Raw genomic sequence first — 15,018 nt, forward strand, 5'->3', positions numbered from 1 at the left:
GCTAAGAAGTCCAGGGCCGGCTGTTTCAATGGGTTAGCGAGTCGCGACCGGGGGTTTTACCCATACCGGCGACAGGCTGCTGCCGCTGCCGGTGACATACAGCACGGCGGCTTCGCCACGCTCCAGGGCAACCGGTTTGAGGTCGCTGACTTTCTTGTCACCGTCGTACAGCGCCAGGCTGACTTTCACCGGGTTGATTTCACGGTCGCCACGGCCTTTGGCAGCGACGGCCGGGATCACGTCAGTCTTGCCATCGGCCGTTTTCAAGGTCAGCGCTTTGTCGCTGAGGTTCTGCACGCGAACCAGGGATTTCTGTTTGTTCTTGAACGGCGGCTCTTCCACCAGTTGCGGCGTGCCGCTGGTGTTGCTGACGAGGGTGTAATAGTGATCACTGGCCAGTTTCACCGGCAGGGTCTGGCTGCCGACCTTGGCGCTGTAGTCGCCCTGGGGCATGAAGCTGAAGGCACTGCTGGCCAACGGCGCGATTTCGTTGAGGTTGGTGTTACCCACGTTGGCGCTGACTTCCGCGTTGCTGGCGTTGTAGACCCGGATGAACGTCGAGCCTTTAGGCGCGGTCGGGCCGTAGAGCGCAGAGTCGCCACCGGCGAAAGCTTGCATGGAGAACAGGCCGATACCGGCAACCAGTGCGCAGGTTTTCAACAGGCTTTTTTTGGTTGAGCCGGTTTTGGACAAACGAAGTGGGGTGGTCTGTAAGGTCATGGGAAGGTCCTCTCAGTTTTGCGCCCGGTTGGGCGACTCGGATTTGTTGGCGTTAAGTGCCAAATTTTGTTGAGGGTCGCGAGCGTGTTTAAGGTGGGCGATCCACTGTGGATCGAACTCGCCAAGGTCGTTGTGAGCAGGCAGATAACGTTCCGGAAACTCCCAGATCAGCACCTGTGGCGGGCTGTTCTTGAACGCGTCGGTTTGCAGGTACTTGAGCATGGGCAGAATCGGGCCATGGCCGTCTTCGGCGTAATTGACCACGTCGCTGTGCAGCGCTTGCTTCAAGGCGCCAAGGAAGTTCCAATTCGGGTTGGCGCTATAGCTAGTGCCGACCAGCCCTACCGCGACTTCGCTGTCGGCGAACAGGGCATCGCCGCCTTCAGCCTCGGCCTGGGCCGGATTAGTGCTGCGTTGTTGCAGCTGATCCGGTTTAGGTAGCAGGTTGCTGAACAGCGGGTCCAGTGGCAGGAAAGTGGTCAGATCGCCCTTGTACGGCGCGGTCTCTTTGGCCACGGTGACGAACTTTTCAGGTTCGCCGCTCAAAGGCGTTTCCGTGCTGATGACCGTGCCTAGCCGTTGAGCGACGACATCGGCGCCCATGGGTGTCCAGTGAGTGTCCGTGCGCAGGAACACCGGGCCGATCTGCTTTGCGGTTTGCAGCGGTGTCAACAGGTCAGGGGCAATAATGCCGGCGTTCGCCACTTGCGCATGGAACTGTTGATACAGATCGGCATGCAGCGCAGCCGGGGTGTTGTTGCCGATGTGTTCCGGGTACAGGCGGGTTTTTGCCGGCACGATGGCCAGCACCAGCTGCGTGCCCTGTTTTTCCAAGGCATCGCGCACGCCCTGGATCAGCGCCAGGTTGTCTGCTTCGTTCTGTTCGCCATTGACCACGGGGTCGAATTCTTCATCGCTGTACAACCATTGATCGCTGCCCAGCACCACGCCGGGACGACCTTCGTTGAACAGTTTGAAATCCAGCGCGGCCCAGAGGTTGGTGCCCAGGCGTTTGATCGGGAACTCATCGTCGTAATGAGTCTCCGCTGCCTTGGTCCAGCGTCCGTTGAGCACGGTGGTCTCGGCGGAAGTCGAGAAGCTGCCGAAGCTGCGCAGCGACCAGGCACCCAGTGCCAACAGGATGGCGAGGAACAAGGCTATGTAGAGGATGCGTAATGATCGGGTCATGGCAGGCTCCTCAAAACTGGAAGTAAAGGAACGGCGAGAAACTTTGCGCCGAGAGCTTGAGGATCGATGCCACAAACAACAGCAACACCAGGGTTCGCATGGCATAACGCGGCCAGTCCGCGACCCAGAACGCAGGCTGCACTTGAGCCTCGGTGCCGACGGTGTAACCCGGCAGGTGAATGCTGTTCGGCTGATCGCCAGGGACTGCTTTGATCATCCCCGGTTGAGCTGTTGCGGGACCGTTGGCCTCGGTGCTCTCTTCGCCGGCAGCAGGTTTCGCACTCTTGATCTGGCCGGCTTTAGGTCGGTTGGCGTAGAAGTCACGCAGACCGAAGAACGCCAGTGTCATGTACGCCACGATCAGTGTTGCCACTTGCAGGCCGGTGAGGCTGGCGCGGTTAAGTTCCGACAGTTGCCATTCACCGAAGCTGAACATCGCGCCGTACATCCGAGCAGCAACGTGGAGGTTTTCCGAGCGGAAAATAACCCAGCCCATGATCACCAGCAGGAAGGTCAGCGCCCAGCGGATCGGGTTGAAACTGCGCTGGTTAGTGTTCAGCCCCAGTGCTTTTTCGATGGCCAGCCACATGCCGTGCCAGGCGCCCCACACGATGTAAGTGATGTTCGCGCCGTGCCACAGACCACCCAACAACATGGTCAGGAACAGGTTGCGGTAAGTGGTCAAGGTGCCCCCGCGGTTACCGCCCAAGGTGATGTACAGGTAGTCACGCAGCCAGGTGGACAGGCTGATGTGCCAGCGCCGCCAGAACTCGGTGATCGACTGGCTGATGTACGGCTGCTTGAAGTTCTCCATGAAGCGGAAGCCCATCATCAGGCCCAGGCCGATGGCCATGTCGCTGTAGCCGGAGAAGTCGAAATACAGCTGGGCGGTATAGGACAGGGCGCCGAGCCAGGCATCGCCGGTGGTCGGGTGCTGCAAGGCGAAGCAGTGGTCGGCGACCACGGCCAGGGTGTCAGCGATGAACACCTTCTTGATGAAACCCTGCATGAAGCGCGTGGCGCCTTCGGAGAACTTGTCCAACGTGTGCGTGCGATTGTTGAACTGGTCGGCCAGGTCACGGAAGCGCAACACCGGGCCTGCGATCAAGTGCGGAAAGATCGCGACGAACGCGGCGAAATCGATCAGGTTGCGTGTGGCCGGTGTGTCGCCACGGTAGACGTCGATGATGTAGCTGATCGACTCGAAGATGTAGAAGGAGATCCCGATCGGCAGCAACACATGGGTCAGGATGAACGGCTCCAGACCGAGCGAGGTCATCATTGCGTTGATGCTGTCCACGCCGAAGTTAGCGTATTTGAAGTAGCCCAGGATGCACAGATCCACCGCCACGCCGAGCAACAGCCAGCGCTGTGCCGGTTTGGTGCGTACGCCTGCCGCGCCGACTTTGAGGCCGATCCAGTAGTTCCACAGGGTCACGCCGACGAACAACGCCAGGAAATCCACTCGCCACCAGGCATAGAACGCATAGCTGGCAATCAGCAACAGCAAGTTGCGATAGCGTTGCCCACTCAAGTAGTACAAACCGAGGAAGATCGGCAAGAACAAGAACAGGAACACATTGGATGAGAAAACCATCCTTATCTCTCCGTTGGTTCAACAGTCAAGGGCCGCAGCCCCCCCAAACCCCCCCACCAAAAACAGGGGGGTGTATTGCCATCCTTGTAGGAGCGAATTCATTCGCGAAGGCGGTCTGTCAGACAGACCGTGTTGCCCCCCTTCGCGAATAAATTCGCTCCTACAGGATTTCAGCCAATCCCAAGCGGTGTGTCAGCTCACAAACCTTTGTTGCCTTTCTCATGCGACGGATCGAAAACCCTGGTCAGGTCGCCGCCAAGACGGAAGGTCTTGAACGGTTCCATCTTGTGTTTTTGATCCAGCACGTCGGCCTTGCAGGTGTAGAGCGAGCAGTAGGGTTCGAGCCAGGCGAACTTGCTGTCGACCTTCAGATCGGTCATGTCCTGTTTCTCGCCGTTGCGCTGGGTGAAGCTGTCGGAATCCTTGATCCCGCTCAGTACCCTTTCACCCAGACGCTGCAATGCACCGTTGTTTTCCGGGCGCAGGTCGAGGCCGTTGGCCTGGGCAAAGCTGGCGATCATCGCCATCGGCGGCAGGGCGTAGTTGTGATACGACAAGGCGCGCTGTTTGCGTTTCATCTCGTTGGGCAGGAAGCCGTCTTTGTCGATCTGATTGGCGCCGATGCGGTATTCCTTCACCGACCAGTCGAACAAATCACGTCGATTGGTCACCACCGACGTGGCCATCACCGACCAGGCAGCCCAGTAGGTGTGGTTGTTGTTCTTGTCCAGCGGCAGGTTGTCCCAGTCGCTGACCACCTGATCGGCCAGTTTGCTGAACCAGGTCTCGATGATTTGCGCTTGCTCCTGACGAGCCGCCATTGGGTGCGAATCGGAGAACTTCAGGCGCAGGTAAGCCGAGGACATGCTGCCCAGGGCCCATTTGCGCATCGACTTGCCTGTGTGGTTGAAGTCCTGGGACTCCAGCGCACCGGCCTTGGCCCACGTAGTGAGCAGGTTCAAGGCGCAGTCGAGCTGTTCCGGGCGACCGTCACGCATGTACTGCATGACGATTTTGCTGGTGTCACGCTCTAGCTTGGTAATGTCGGAAGTGGCGTCCCTGAAGGCTTTTTCCGAGACCTCGTTCAGGGTCGAACGGGCCTTGTCCGAGCCTTCGTACTTGCTACGAAACACCAGTTTGTCGGTGTACGGCTTGGGGATCGCATCGCAGGTGAATTTGTTGTCACCGCTCTTGACCTTCTCAATGCCGGCGAAGTAGCCCTGTGGCGGAACCAGCGACTGGGCGGCAGAAGCAGCATCGGTCGCAGACAGCAGCGCCACGGCGAGCAGGGTAGGGAGCATCATTTTTCGAGTGTGCATATAGGCCTCATAATCCGGCTTGCGCGGTATTTTGCGCAGGGCTTTGGAACACGTTGCGTTTGCATATTTTCGCGTCGACTTGCTGAGGTGCAGTGCCCGCTTCCGGGCCCTGTACTTCCACTGCGAGCAACTGCTGGTTAGCCCAGTCCTTGTCGTCGCGCAGCTCAAAGGCGAAGCGCCCGTCTGTATCGGAGGTTGTCGGTTTTTCGATTTTCAGGTCCTCATGCCGGCCATTCATGTACCAGAGCGTGGCGTGTAAGGTTTTTACCGACGTGTCGGCAAAGCGAATGTCGACCTGATTGCTGCCGTTGCGCACATCCTTGATGCCGTTTTTGCCATTGACCAGAAGCTCATTGGGCCCGGTTTTTAGCGTGGCGCTCTGGCTCATGATCGCCTCCTTGCCTTCGCAGCCGTTGTCGAGCATCGACATCATTTGCCGGTAGATGGTTTCTTGATCGAGGCGATACAGCGGCGAGAATTCCCAGATCAGAATTTTCGGTGGCTTTTTCTGGAAGTCGTCGCTGCCCAGGTATTGCAGCATCGAGCCTTCCAGACCGCCGCCAGGGAAGGCAACGTTGAGGACGTCCGCACCGATGTACTCTTCAAGGAAGCCGGCGAAGTTGTAGTTCTTGCCGCTGTGGCTGGTACCGACCAGGGTGATTTCCGGGTTGCCGGCGTCGCCGAACAGGTCGCCGTCGGCCGCTTCGCCCTTGGGCTCGGTCACGAATTGATCCATGTACTGGATCGAGTAGGTGTTGCCGCACAGTTGCGCGGCCATGTTGTGCAGGGTGCCGGTCTTGCCCATACGGCCCGATTTGTGGCTCTCGAATTCACGCTTGGGAATGTCAGCGAACCCAGGCACTTGCTTGACCTTTTCAGCAACGATTTTCGCCGTGCGCTGAGCGCCGTAAGGCGTCCAGTGTTGGTCGCCACGGAAGTAGAAATCGTGGCCTTGCTCTTCCTTGGTCGAGGGTTCATTGGTCAAGGGCGACAGGTCGGGCACCCAGTACCCCATCTTGCTGAAACGACCGAGCATGGCCTGGTAGTTTCTCAGCGCCGTCTCGTAGTCGAACTTGTCGCGATCAGTCGGAAACAGCTTGTTGCGGTCGACCAGACCACGGGTCGGTTGGTACACAACCACCAGCTCGACACCTTTGCTTTTGAAGGCATCGTGCAGTTCTTTCATGCGCCGATAGCCTTCGGGCGTGGTGTCGAATTGGGTACGCAGGTCTTCCTGGGTACGGAATAACCAATCGCCCTGAGCCTGCACCAGCGTGGTGAAGTTTTGCTGATAGCGAGTAGTGTAGTTCTTCGCGTCCAGGGCCTCGGGGCAAATGTTGCAGCACGGTGCGGCGGTGTACGTCGGTGCGTGTGCTTCATCGGCGCGTACGCCGTTCGAGGCTGCGAAGATGGCTGCCGTGAGGCCCGAGAGGCTGAGTAGCTTGATCAATTGAGCGTGCATAAATAGGTTTCCTCAGTCCCGGAGTTGTGTCTGGCGTTCGACCGGGTCGATCAACACGGCTTTTTTCTGGCGAACCAGCAGGTCGAGAATTTCGTCCTGACGTTCACCGAGAATCCCGTTGAAGGTGATCCCGTTGGCCTTGGTCGGTGCGAGCATCGATACCCGATACAGCTCGACACTCAACGGCGAGTCGATGGACAGCGGGCCGGAGCCGTTGGCGGCCAGTTCACCGCCGACCACGATCAGCGATACCTTGGTATCGAAGGGGTCGAGCGAGATGTTACGGTCGGTGTCGCTCAAATCCTTGATGTGGCCGTAGACACCCATCAGACCGTTGGCCATGGAGACGTTTTCGTACAAACGGATATTCACGCTGTTACGCACACGAATCCCATGGCGACGGTTGTTGATGACGCGGTTGCCCCAGATCAGGTTGTCGCCGCTTTCGTACATCGTGATGCCGTCGGAATGGTTCTGAAAAATCTCGTTGTAAGCGATCAGGTTGTTCACGCTGTTACGGTCGATCACCACGCCTGACAGGTTGTTGTCGTAGCTGCGGTTGTTGAAGATGAAGCTGTCGTTGACCTCGCGGGAAATAATAATCCCGTGTTTTTTCTGGGTCCCGTAGACCGTGTTATCGGCAATGATCAGACCGTGGGAACGGTCATGCGGGTCGATGCCGTACACGATGTTGTCGCGGTAGGTATTGCCCTTGACCACCACGTCGCGCGCTTCATAGCAGTAGAAGCCGTACCACATGTCCGAGAACTCGGAACCGATGATCCAGCCGGTCGGTTGTGGACGCTTGAGTACTTTGGCCATGTTCGGCGTGTACTGGGAAATACTCACACCATAGGATTTGCTGTTGGCGTAGCCGAAGCTGGCAATCTTGGTATTGACGATGTAGGTCTCAGTACCGCCCCAGGACAGCAGGAACGGGCGGAACTCGTTCGGCTTGCGGAAGGTCGCCGGGCCGTTGTCGGCTTCGCGCCAGCCGGTGATCTTGGTGTCCCGGACAAACAGCTGGCCATCGTTGATCAGGAACGAACCGGCTTCCTGAGACAAGCGCAGCTCTTGAGTCTTGTTGTCGACTTCAAGGATGCCCTTGCGCCCAACCACAATCGGCAACCTGGCCAGGAATACACCGGGCGAGGTTTCGCTGAAGTACTGCTTGGGCAGACTTTTGGTCAGGTCACGCAGGTTGACGTAACCGTCTTCGATAAAGATCGCCTGGGGGATGCCATGCTGGCGCGCCACCCATTCGATCATCTTGTTATCGCCACCGATAAAGTCTTTCAGGGCATCTTCTTGCATCATGCGCCGGACGTTGATTTTGCCCGGTTTGCTGCGCACGATTTTCTTGGCGACAGCTTCGGCGGTGTAGCCGGAGATATCGGGCAGTTTAGGCTTGGCCAGGTCCAGCGGCGCGGAGGGCGGGCTGGTCACGGTGTAGGTTTTGGCCAGTTGCAGGCCTTTGGCCGGTGCAGCGGGGTTGGTCGCAGGCTCGGTCGCGGCAAAGGCCGCAGCGCTGGTCAGCAGCAATGCGCTGGCCAGCAGGCTCATGGAGCCTCTTATGGGTAAATTGTTCATCGCATCGCTCCCTTCTCGGCGTGCATCAGAAGCGCCAGATGACGTCGATAAAGGCGCGGTGCATGTACGAATCCACTGCTTTACCGTAAGCATCACCCGGCTTGAACACACCGCCACGGAAGCGCACCAGTGCCGACGGTTCATCGATGGATTGGCTCAGCGCCGCAGGTAACAGGCCCTGTTTGAAGTACTTGGTGACCACCAGATCCATCTCCTGACCGAGGTCTTTTTTCCCGTCCATCAGTGGCAGCGAGGTGCTGGATTCCACTCCATCGTCGGCGTTGTACGTATTCTCTACAGCGTTGATGCCGCTGCTGCCGACAGGCTTGCTGCCATCGACGCGCCAGAATTTGTGGTAAATCAGGCTGGCGTCGTAGTCTTCACGCAACATCCAGGAGCCGAACAGCGTGCCGGTTTGTACGTTTTGCATGCTGCCGCGAAAGGCCTCGCCGAAACGATGGATGCGCGAGCGGGTACCTGTGTAGTTCGAACGGTTGCTTTCCAGACCGGTTTGTTCGTAGTTGCCGCTGGCGCGGGCATAGGCCGCACCGACTTGCCAGTTAGGGTCCAGGCGCAGGCGCAGCCCCAGGTCAGTGGCCCAGCCATTGACGTTTTCGTCAGTTTTGTCGCCAGCGACACTCATCCCGTTTTGGCTCGAAGGATGGATCGAGTCGCGTTTGCCGTTCAGCCCGGTCAGGCTGGCCCAGTAGTTGACGGTATTGGTGTTGCGGTAGTTATAGGCGTCGCTGTTGGCTTCGATACCCAGCCAGGTCAGGTCGCCATTTTCGGTTTTGTCCAGGGAGTCGACTTGATCAAGGCCACTCTTGAGCTTGCCGTCATCGTGGGTGTGATGAGCGCGCACACCAGCCCATTGACCTGGCATCCACTGCGCAGAAATATCGCCATACACATGCAGGCGATCCTTGTCTTTAGGCGACAGTTCGGAGAGGTCGGTGCGGTATTCGCTGAAGCGTTCTGCTGCGCCGACGTTGGCCCGAAGTAACGTGGTGTCGAAGGTCCAGTTCAGGGCTTCGATGTTGGCGTCGCGCCACATGCCGTCGTCGTTGCGCAGGCGCTGACGACCCAAACGCAGTTGCTCGCCTGGATAAGGGGTCAGGCCTTTGTAGCCGATCCAGAACTCGCGCATGGCCAGGTAGTTTTTTTCGGGTTTGCGCTCATCGCTGCTGTTGTTCTTGTTTGACTGTTGCAGGGTATCGGTTTCGATAATGTCGGTCGAAGTGACCACCTGGCCCATGGCGTAGGCGCTCCAGTTTCCGCGCTCGCCGTAGGCCCACGGGCGCAGGTCCAGACCGACACCGTTGACACTGCCGCCTGAGCGGGTGCCAAGGTCGCGGTCGTCTTCGGACTGGCCGGTTGCTTTCACTTCCAGACCGAAGTTCTTGGTTTCGGTCAGTGCTTCTGCCAACACAGAGGTGGCCGAGAGCAGGGAAACGCTCAGCCCCAGTCCGGCTGTCATCCATAGATTCAACTTCATAGGGCTTCCTCGGCGTCTTCTTCTTGCAGCGCATGCAGGACCAGAGTGTTCTGGGCGGACGTACCCCGTACCTGTTGCTCTTGTTGCAACAGACGTTGGGCTTCGGCGCGCTGTGCAGGCGGCAGTTGTTCATTGAGTAGCTGGGCGAGATCGGTCGCGTCCTGGGTCGGAGCGTTCTGCTTTAGCGCCAGTTGACTGAACACATAGGCATTGAGCGGGTTGGGCAGGGTGCCCTTACCTTGGGAGAACAATTGCGCGAGGGCATAGTCGGCGCTGTTCTGCCCGCCGCGAGCGGCTATCAAGAGTTGCTCGACGGCCTTTTGCGAATAGACCTGACCGAGGTAACCCCGGCGGTAGATCTGGCCCAGGTAGTAGTGCGCGGCGATTTCGCTGCCGGCGGCTTTTTGCAGATGCACTTCGGCTTGCCTGGCATCCGGGAGTACCCATTTGCCTTCGTAATAGAGCTTGCCCAGCAGCAGTTCGGCGCGCGGTTGATCCGCTGCGCGACCGTTGTTCAGGTACTCCATCATCTTGTTTACGTCGCCCAGTTCGGGGAAGTCATAGAGCAGTTTGGCCAGGGTGACCCAGGAAACCGGATAGCCCGGCGCGACGCCTTCCAGCAGTTGCTGGGCGGTCTTTTCATCGGGCTTGCCGAGATCGGTGTCACTCAATACACGAGCCACACCGTCTACCCGTTGCGCTGAAACCCTTCCGCTGGCGTGAGCGCTTTGCAGCTGCGCGATCAGCGCATGCTGTTGCTCGACCTGCCCCCGCTTCTGGTAAACGGTGGCCAGTTCGACATAGCAAATATCCGTGGCGAGCAGGGCCTGTTTGCAGAGGCTTTCGATTTCATCCAGGTGCTGGTCGTAGGTGTTCTGGGTGCGATAGAGCAGCACTTGGGCCAGACCCGCTTCCGGGTACCGTGCGGCACGCCACTGGTTGATCTGCTGCTGTGCGTTGACCTTGGGGAAGCTCTGCGGGTATTGCAGATACAGCATCGCCAGCGGGATCAAGGTGCCGCCTTCGCCATTGGCAAAGGCCTTTTTCAGCAGGCCCTCGGCTTCATGGTGTTCGGCTTCAGTGGCGTCTGGCTGGGCGACCAGCAATCGCCCGAGCCGGGCTTGGGCTCGGGGTGAGGTGTCAGCAGCGGCGCGATAGGTCGCTATGGCCTGCTTGATCTGGGCGGGGTCGTGGGTTTCGACCTGGATATCCGCCAGACCGACCTGTGCATCGCTATAACCCAGGTCCGCCAGTTGCCGATAATTCTGCTGTGCCATCGCGGTATCACCGCGTTTGAGGGCCTCGTTGGCCAAGCGCTGATCGGGCAGGCCCGCGCAACCGCTGAGGCCGATCGCTACAGCGAGGCCCAGCAGGGTCGGGGTCGACAGCTTTCGTAGTGGGCTAGCCATGTTAGAGACCCGCGGCCGTGGCTTTGTCGATCAGCCAGTTCAAGGAAGGACCACGGTCGCTGGTGACTTCCACCGGACGGCCGGACAGGCTGCTGCTCAGAGATTGGTCAGGCTTGATCTGCACGCGAATGTCGGTCGACAGGTCGGTGCTGCTGTTGTTGGTGCTGCTGACGATCTTGCCTTGACGGATTTCATCTTCGCCGGCGACCTGGAAGTTCACACGGGTACCGGGGCGCACGTCAGCGAACTGGCGATAGCTGAAGCGGGCATCGACAGTGGCTTCGGTATTGCGGGGTACCAGTTGGAAGATCACCGCGCCTTTGCCAGCGAACTGGCCGTCAGCGACCAGTTGTTTGGCGATGATGCAATCACAAGGGCTGGTCAGGGTGCCGCTCAGTTGACGGGCGAACAGGTCTTCGACCTTGGACGGTTGCAGTTGCGCGTCATCCAGGTGGTCTTTGAGCATCTCCAGCATGCTGGTGCTGAACGAGGCCAAGGGTGCGCCTTTGGCGATTACGCCATCGGTGCCGGCCAGACTTTTTACGGTGCCTTCGCGGGGCATGGTCACGTCCATGCTTGGCACGGTGACCACCCCGGCTGTTGCATGGCTGACGAAGTACAGGCCATACACCGACTTGAAGATAAAGCCGAATGCCACCAGGCCCACCAGGAAGATGCCCAGGCTGAAGGTCACCGCTCGCATACGGCCAAAAAACGTCATGCCGCTGCCGCCATCCTTCACCTTGCGTGCTTTGGTGAAGTTGTCACGTTGCAGGGTGGCGAGCACCTCACCCATGGTCACGATGTCACCGCTCAAGTGCGAGGTGATCAGGTGGCGCAGGGTGGCGATGTCTTGCTGTTCCAGGTTCTGGAACTGGCAACCGGCCCGGCCGCTGCGAGGATCAAAGGAGCGAACCTGGAGTTCCACGTCCATGGCCAGGCCAAGGTTATCGATGACGAATTGCAGACGGCCTTTTTGTACCTCCCCGATTTTCAGGGTCTGCTGACCGGCGTTGAAGCACAGACCGCCTGCGGACAGGTCTTCGACCCGGGCTATATGCGCGGTACCGTCGCTGCCGAAGAAGCGCAGCTTGGCTGGTATTTTGACCCGGGCGTGCTGGCGCTGGGCTTCTGATTCATGCACGACATTGGCATTCATGGCGGTATTCATGGCGGGTATTCCTACTTAATCAATTGATCCAATGGTCCGGTCAGACCATCGTCAGCAGCACAGCGACGAACACGCTGCCCGCGGAAAAGGTCATGGTCCGAGACGACCAGGTGTTGAACCAACGCTGAAAGCTGGCCAGGTCGCGGGTAAGTTTGGTGTCCTGGCGGGTCCAGGATTGTTGGTCGAGGCGGAAGAAAACGTAGATTTTCACCAGCGCGCCGACGATCTGGTTGTAATAGAGAATCACGGGGTAAGCGGGGCCGATGGTGTGTCCGGTGCAGGACAGCAACAGCGTCAGGATCAGGCGGGTGATGCCGATCCACAGCAGGTACATCAGGATGAACGTCACGCCATATTTGAAGCCGGCGATCAGGGCCACGGTCAGCCCGAGAATCGAGGTCCACATCGACACGCGTTGATCGAACAGCACCACGCTGGTGAACAACCCCAGACGCCTGACACCCAAGCCCAACGCACGTGAGTTCTGCCGCAGGTTGTTGCCGTACCAGCGGAACATCAGTTTGCGGCTGGCCTTGATAAAGCTCTTTTCCGGGGGGTGTTCAACGGTGTTGATCGAGGCGTCTGGCACGTAGAACGTGTCGTATCCCAAGCGCATCAAACTGAACCAGCTGGACTTGTCATCGCCGGTCAGGAACTTGAAGGTGCCCAGACGCCAATGGTGCAGGGAGTCGCTTTCGACGTCGGCGATAAATTCCGGGTCGGTGACCACTTCGGCACGGAACACCGACATCCGCCCAGTCATGGTCAGCACGCGCTTGGACAGGGCCATGGAGCACATGTTGAGGTGGCGTTGGGCGAAGCGCAGTTTGTGCCACTCGCTCATGATGTAGCCGCCACGTACTTCGCAGAACTCGTTGGTGGTCAGGCCGCCGACATTGCCGAATAACTGGAACCAAGGCACGGTCTTGCGCACGACGCCTGGGCTGAGCACGGTGTCGCCATCGATCACCGCAACCACTGCGCGAGCATCGGGCATGTGCCGGGAAATGGCGCGGAAGCCAAAGGCCAGACCGTCGCGTTTGCCGGTGCCAGCGATGCGTACGAAGTCCAGCTTGACCCGATCAGGCGGATTGAGTCTGGCCCACATGCTCTTGACCAACAGCTCGTCGGACATCTCCACCAGGGAGCAGACGATCGTGGTCGGGTAGCCACATTCGATGGCTTCACGAATCACCGAGCTGTACACCTGAGCGGTGGTCAGGGCATCAATCCGAAAGCTGGTGACCATCAGAAATACATGGGACGGATCTGCAGAGGCGCCGAGCTTGCGTACTTTGCGGCGCAAGTGCGGATAGACCACGTACAGAAACAGCATGCCGCGCAGAAAGTGCGTGGCACCCATCGAGTAGCGCCAGATGCCGACAGCGCCAATCAGGAATAGAAAGTTCTTCGACTGAGCGTCAAAGACACTGGTAGGCAGCGCCAGGGCGAGGCCCATTAATAGACTGAGATAAAACAGCCAACCTGCGGCTTGAAATAGGCCGTGCTTTAGCCTGTGCATAATCTGCATCCGTCTCGAGATCGGGCAAGCCAGTGGGGTGGCCCGAAGTGGTTAAGGCAGGCATGTGTCGCTGATGCCCGTCAGTTAAGGTGAGGGGAGACTTGTGGCAGCGGACTTATCCGCGAAGGAGGCGGCACATCCAGAATCAGGTGTGCCTGATACACCGCATTCGCGAATGAATTCGCTCCTACAGACCTTGACTGACGGCGTCAGAGCCGCTCGATTACCAGCAGATGCCTTCGGTCCGGCCAAGGGTGCTGGTGGCGTTGGACATGAAACCGACCAGGTCGACCACTTGTTTGCCGGCCGGGGCTTTGTCCGCCAAGGCGCGGAACTTCTCGTCACGGTTGCCGAGAATGATCACGTCGGAGTTGTTGATCACATCGTCGAAGTCCGAGTTGAGCAAGGACGAGACGTGGGGGATTTTCGACTCGATGTAGTCCTTGTTGGCGCCGTGCATACGGGCATATTCGACGTTGGTGTCGTAGATGCTCAGCTCGTAGCCTTTGCCGATCAGCATTTCAGCCAGGTCCACCAACGGGCTTTCGCGCAGGTCATCGGTGCCCGCCTTGAAGCTGAGGCCGAGCAGGGCGACTTTGCGTTTGTCATGGCTGGTGATGATGTCGAACGCGTTCTGCACTTGCGAAACGTTGCTGCGCATCAGCGAGTTGAGCAGCGGCGCGTCAACGTCCAGCGAGCCGGCACGGTAGGTCAGGGCGCGAACATCTTTGGGCAGGCAAGAGCCGCCGAAAGCGAAGCCAGGACGCATGTAGTACTGGGACAGGTTGAGTGTTTTGTCCTGGCAGACCACTTCCATCACTTCACGACCATCGACGCCCACCGCTTTAGCGATGTTGCCGATCTCGTTAGCAAAGGTGACCTTGGTCGCATGCCAGACGTTGCAGGTGTACTTGATCATCTCGGCGACAGCGATGTCCTTGCGGATGATCGGTGCGTCGAGTTCTTCGTACAGCGCTTGCAGCACGTCACCGGACGCCTTGTCGAACTCGCCGATCACGGTCATCGGTGGCAGGTCGTAATCCTTGATCGCGGTGCTTTCACGCAGGAACTCAGGGTTGACCGCAACACCGAAGTCGACGCCAGCCTTCTTGCCGGAGCAATCTTCAAGGATCGGGATCACCACGTTGGCGACAGTGCCCGGCAAAACGGTGCTGCGCACGACGATGGTGTGACGGGTGGTCTTGTCTCGCAGGACAAAGCCAATTTCCCGGCAGACTGATTCGATGTAATCGAGTTCCAGATCGCCGTTCTTTTTGCTGGGCGTGCCCACACAAATCATCGACAAGTCGGTGTCGCGAATGGCCTCGGAGAAGTCCGTGGTGCCCCGCAACTTCCCGGTTTTAATGCCCAGAGCCAGTAGTTCTTCCAGGCCCGGCTCGACGATGGGCGATCTGCCATTATTGATCAGGTCGATTTTGGCGCTTGAGATATCCACACCGACTACATCATGACCACGTGCAGACAGGCAGCCGGCACATACTGCACCGACATAGCCCAAACCAAAGATGCTGATACGCATCGTAT

The 15,018-nt window shown here is 58.6% G+C and carries 11 protein-coding genes; all 11 read right to left on the minus strand.

From position 1 onward, the window contains the following. Nucleotides 1-33: 33 nt before the first annotated feature. The 11 genes from AC1ME2_RS19440 to AC1ME2_RS19490 all read right to left on the minus strand — a co-directional run bounded on the left by AC1ME2_RS19440 (nucleotide 34) and on the right by AC1ME2_RS19490 (nucleotide 15,013). Nucleotides 34-720 (minus strand): alginate O-acetyltransferase AlgF, encoded by a 687-nt coding sequence (locus AC1ME2_RS19440; protein WP_480436014.1) that lies wholly within the window; start codon nucleotides 718-720, stop codon nucleotides 34-36. 12 nt (nucleotides 721-732) lie between these two features. Continuing rightward, nucleotides 733-1,908 (minus strand): alginate O-acetyltransferase, encoded by a 1,176-nt coding sequence (locus tag AC1ME2_RS19445; protein ID WP_480436016.1) that lies wholly within the window; start codon nucleotides 1,906-1,908, stop codon nucleotides 733-735. Between the two features lie 10 nt (nucleotides 1,909-1,918). Next, the gene (locus AC1ME2_RS19450) at nucleotides 1,919-3,505 is read right to left on the minus strand and encodes an MBOAT family O-acyltransferase (RefSeq protein ID WP_480436017.1); all 1,587 of its coding nucleotides are present in this window, start codon (nucleotides 3,503-3,505) and stop codon (nucleotides 1,919-1,921) included. A gap of 197 nt (nucleotides 3,506-3,702) precedes the next feature. Beyond that, nucleotides 3,703-4,824 carry a mannuronate-specific alginate lyase gene (locus tag AC1ME2_RS19455; RefSeq protein ID WP_480436018.1) on the minus strand — a complete coding sequence of 374 codons (1,122 nt, stop codon included), beginning with the start codon at nucleotides 4,822-4,824 and terminating at the stop codon, nucleotides 3,703-3,705. 7 nt (nucleotides 4,825-4,831) lie between these two features. Then, nucleotides 4,832-6,286 carry an alginate O-acetyltransferase gene (locus tag AC1ME2_RS19460; RefSeq protein WP_480436021.1) on the minus strand — a complete coding sequence of 485 codons (1,455 nt, stop codon included), beginning with the start codon at nucleotides 6,284-6,286 and terminating at the stop codon, nucleotides 4,832-4,834. Nucleotides 6,287-6,298: 12 nt separating this feature from the next. Beyond that, nucleotides 6,299-7,876, minus strand: coding sequence for a mannuronan 5-epimerase AlgG (gene algG / locus AC1ME2_RS19465; protein ID WP_480436022.1), 1,578 nt, complete (start codon nucleotides 7,874-7,876; stop codon nucleotides 6,299-6,301). A 25-nt stretch (nucleotides 7,877-7,901) separates the two neighbouring features. Then, nucleotides 7,902-9,371, minus strand: a complete 1,470-nt coding sequence (locus AC1ME2_RS19470; RefSeq protein WP_480436024.1) for an alginate export family protein — start codon at nucleotides 9,369-9,371, stop codon at nucleotides 7,902-7,904. Beyond that, the gene (algK, locus tag AC1ME2_RS19475) at nucleotides 9,368-10,780 is read right to left on the minus strand and encodes an alginate biosynthesis TPR repeat lipoprotein AlgK (RefSeq protein ID WP_480436026.1); all 1,413 of its coding nucleotides are present in this window, start codon (nucleotides 10,778-10,780) and stop codon (nucleotides 9,368-9,370) included. Before algK ends, AC1ME2_RS19470 begins: the two co-directional genes overlap by 4 nt. A 1-nt stretch (nucleotide 10,781) precedes the next feature. Continuing rightward, nucleotides 10,782-11,951, minus strand: coding sequence for a PilZ domain-containing protein (locus tag AC1ME2_RS19480; RefSeq protein ID WP_480436029.1), 1,170 nt, complete (start codon nucleotides 11,949-11,951; stop codon nucleotides 10,782-10,784). Between the two features lie 40 nt (nucleotides 11,952-11,991). Next, nucleotides 11,992-13,473: a mannuronan synthase gene (gene alg8 / locus AC1ME2_RS19485; protein ID WP_480436032.1), complete on the minus strand. Its 1,482-nt coding sequence runs from the start codon at nucleotides 13,471-13,473 to the stop codon at nucleotides 11,992-11,994. A gap of 223 nt (nucleotides 13,474-13,696) precedes the next feature. Further along, nucleotides 13,697-15,013 carry a nucleotide sugar dehydrogenase gene (locus AC1ME2_RS19490; RefSeq protein WP_480436034.1) on the minus strand — a complete coding sequence of 439 codons (1,317 nt, stop codon included), beginning with the start codon at nucleotides 15,011-15,013 and terminating at the stop codon, nucleotides 13,697-13,699. Between the last annotated feature and the right edge of the window lie 5 nt (nucleotides 15,014-15,018).

The sequence above is a fragment of the Pseudomonas sp. ASL9 genome (genome assembly GCF_056680335.1).

Bases quoted from the DNA above. Each gene is read 5' to 3' on its own strand.
- AC1ME2_RS19480 (WP_480436029.1), bottom strand. From the start codon at position 11,951: ATGAATACCGCCATGAATGCCAATGTCGTGCATGAATCAGAAGCCCAG.
- alg8 (WP_480436032.1), bottom strand. From the start codon at position 13,473: ATGCACAGGCTAAAGCACGGCCTATTTCAAGCCGCAGGTTGGCTGTTT.
- algK (WP_480436026.1), bottom strand. From the start codon at position 10,780: ATGGCTAGCCCACTACGAAAGCTGTCGACCCCGACCCTGCTGGGCCTC.
- AC1ME2_RS19460 (WP_480436021.1), bottom strand. From the start codon at position 6,286: ATGCACGCTCAATTGATCAAGCTACTCAGCCTCTCGGGCCTCACGGCA.
- AC1ME2_RS19440 (WP_480436014.1), bottom strand. From the start codon at position 720: ATGACCTTACAGACCACCCCACTTCGTTTGTCCAAAACCGGCTCAACC.
- AC1ME2_RS19455 (WP_480436018.1), bottom strand. From the start codon at position 4,824: ATGCACACTCGAAAAATGATGCTCCCTACCCTGCTCGCCGTGGCGCTG.
- AC1ME2_RS19490 (WP_480436034.1), bottom strand. From the start codon at position 15,013: ATGCGTATCAGCATCTTTGGTTTGGGCTATGTCGGTGCAGTATGTGCC.
- AC1ME2_RS19450 (WP_480436017.1), bottom strand. From the start codon at position 3,505: ATGGTTTTCTCATCCAATGTGTTCCTGTTCTTGTTCTTGCCGATCTTC.
- AC1ME2_RS19445 (WP_480436016.1), bottom strand. From the start codon at position 1,908: ATGACCCGATCATTACGCATCCTCTACATAGCCTTGTTCCTCGCCATC.
- AC1ME2_RS19470 (WP_480436024.1), bottom strand. From the start codon at position 9,371: ATGAAGTTGAATCTATGGATGACAGCCGGACTGGGGCTGAGCGTTTCC.
- algG (WP_480436022.1), bottom strand. From the start codon at position 7,876: ATGAACAATTTACCCATAAGAGGCTCCATGAGCCTGCTGGCCAGCGCA.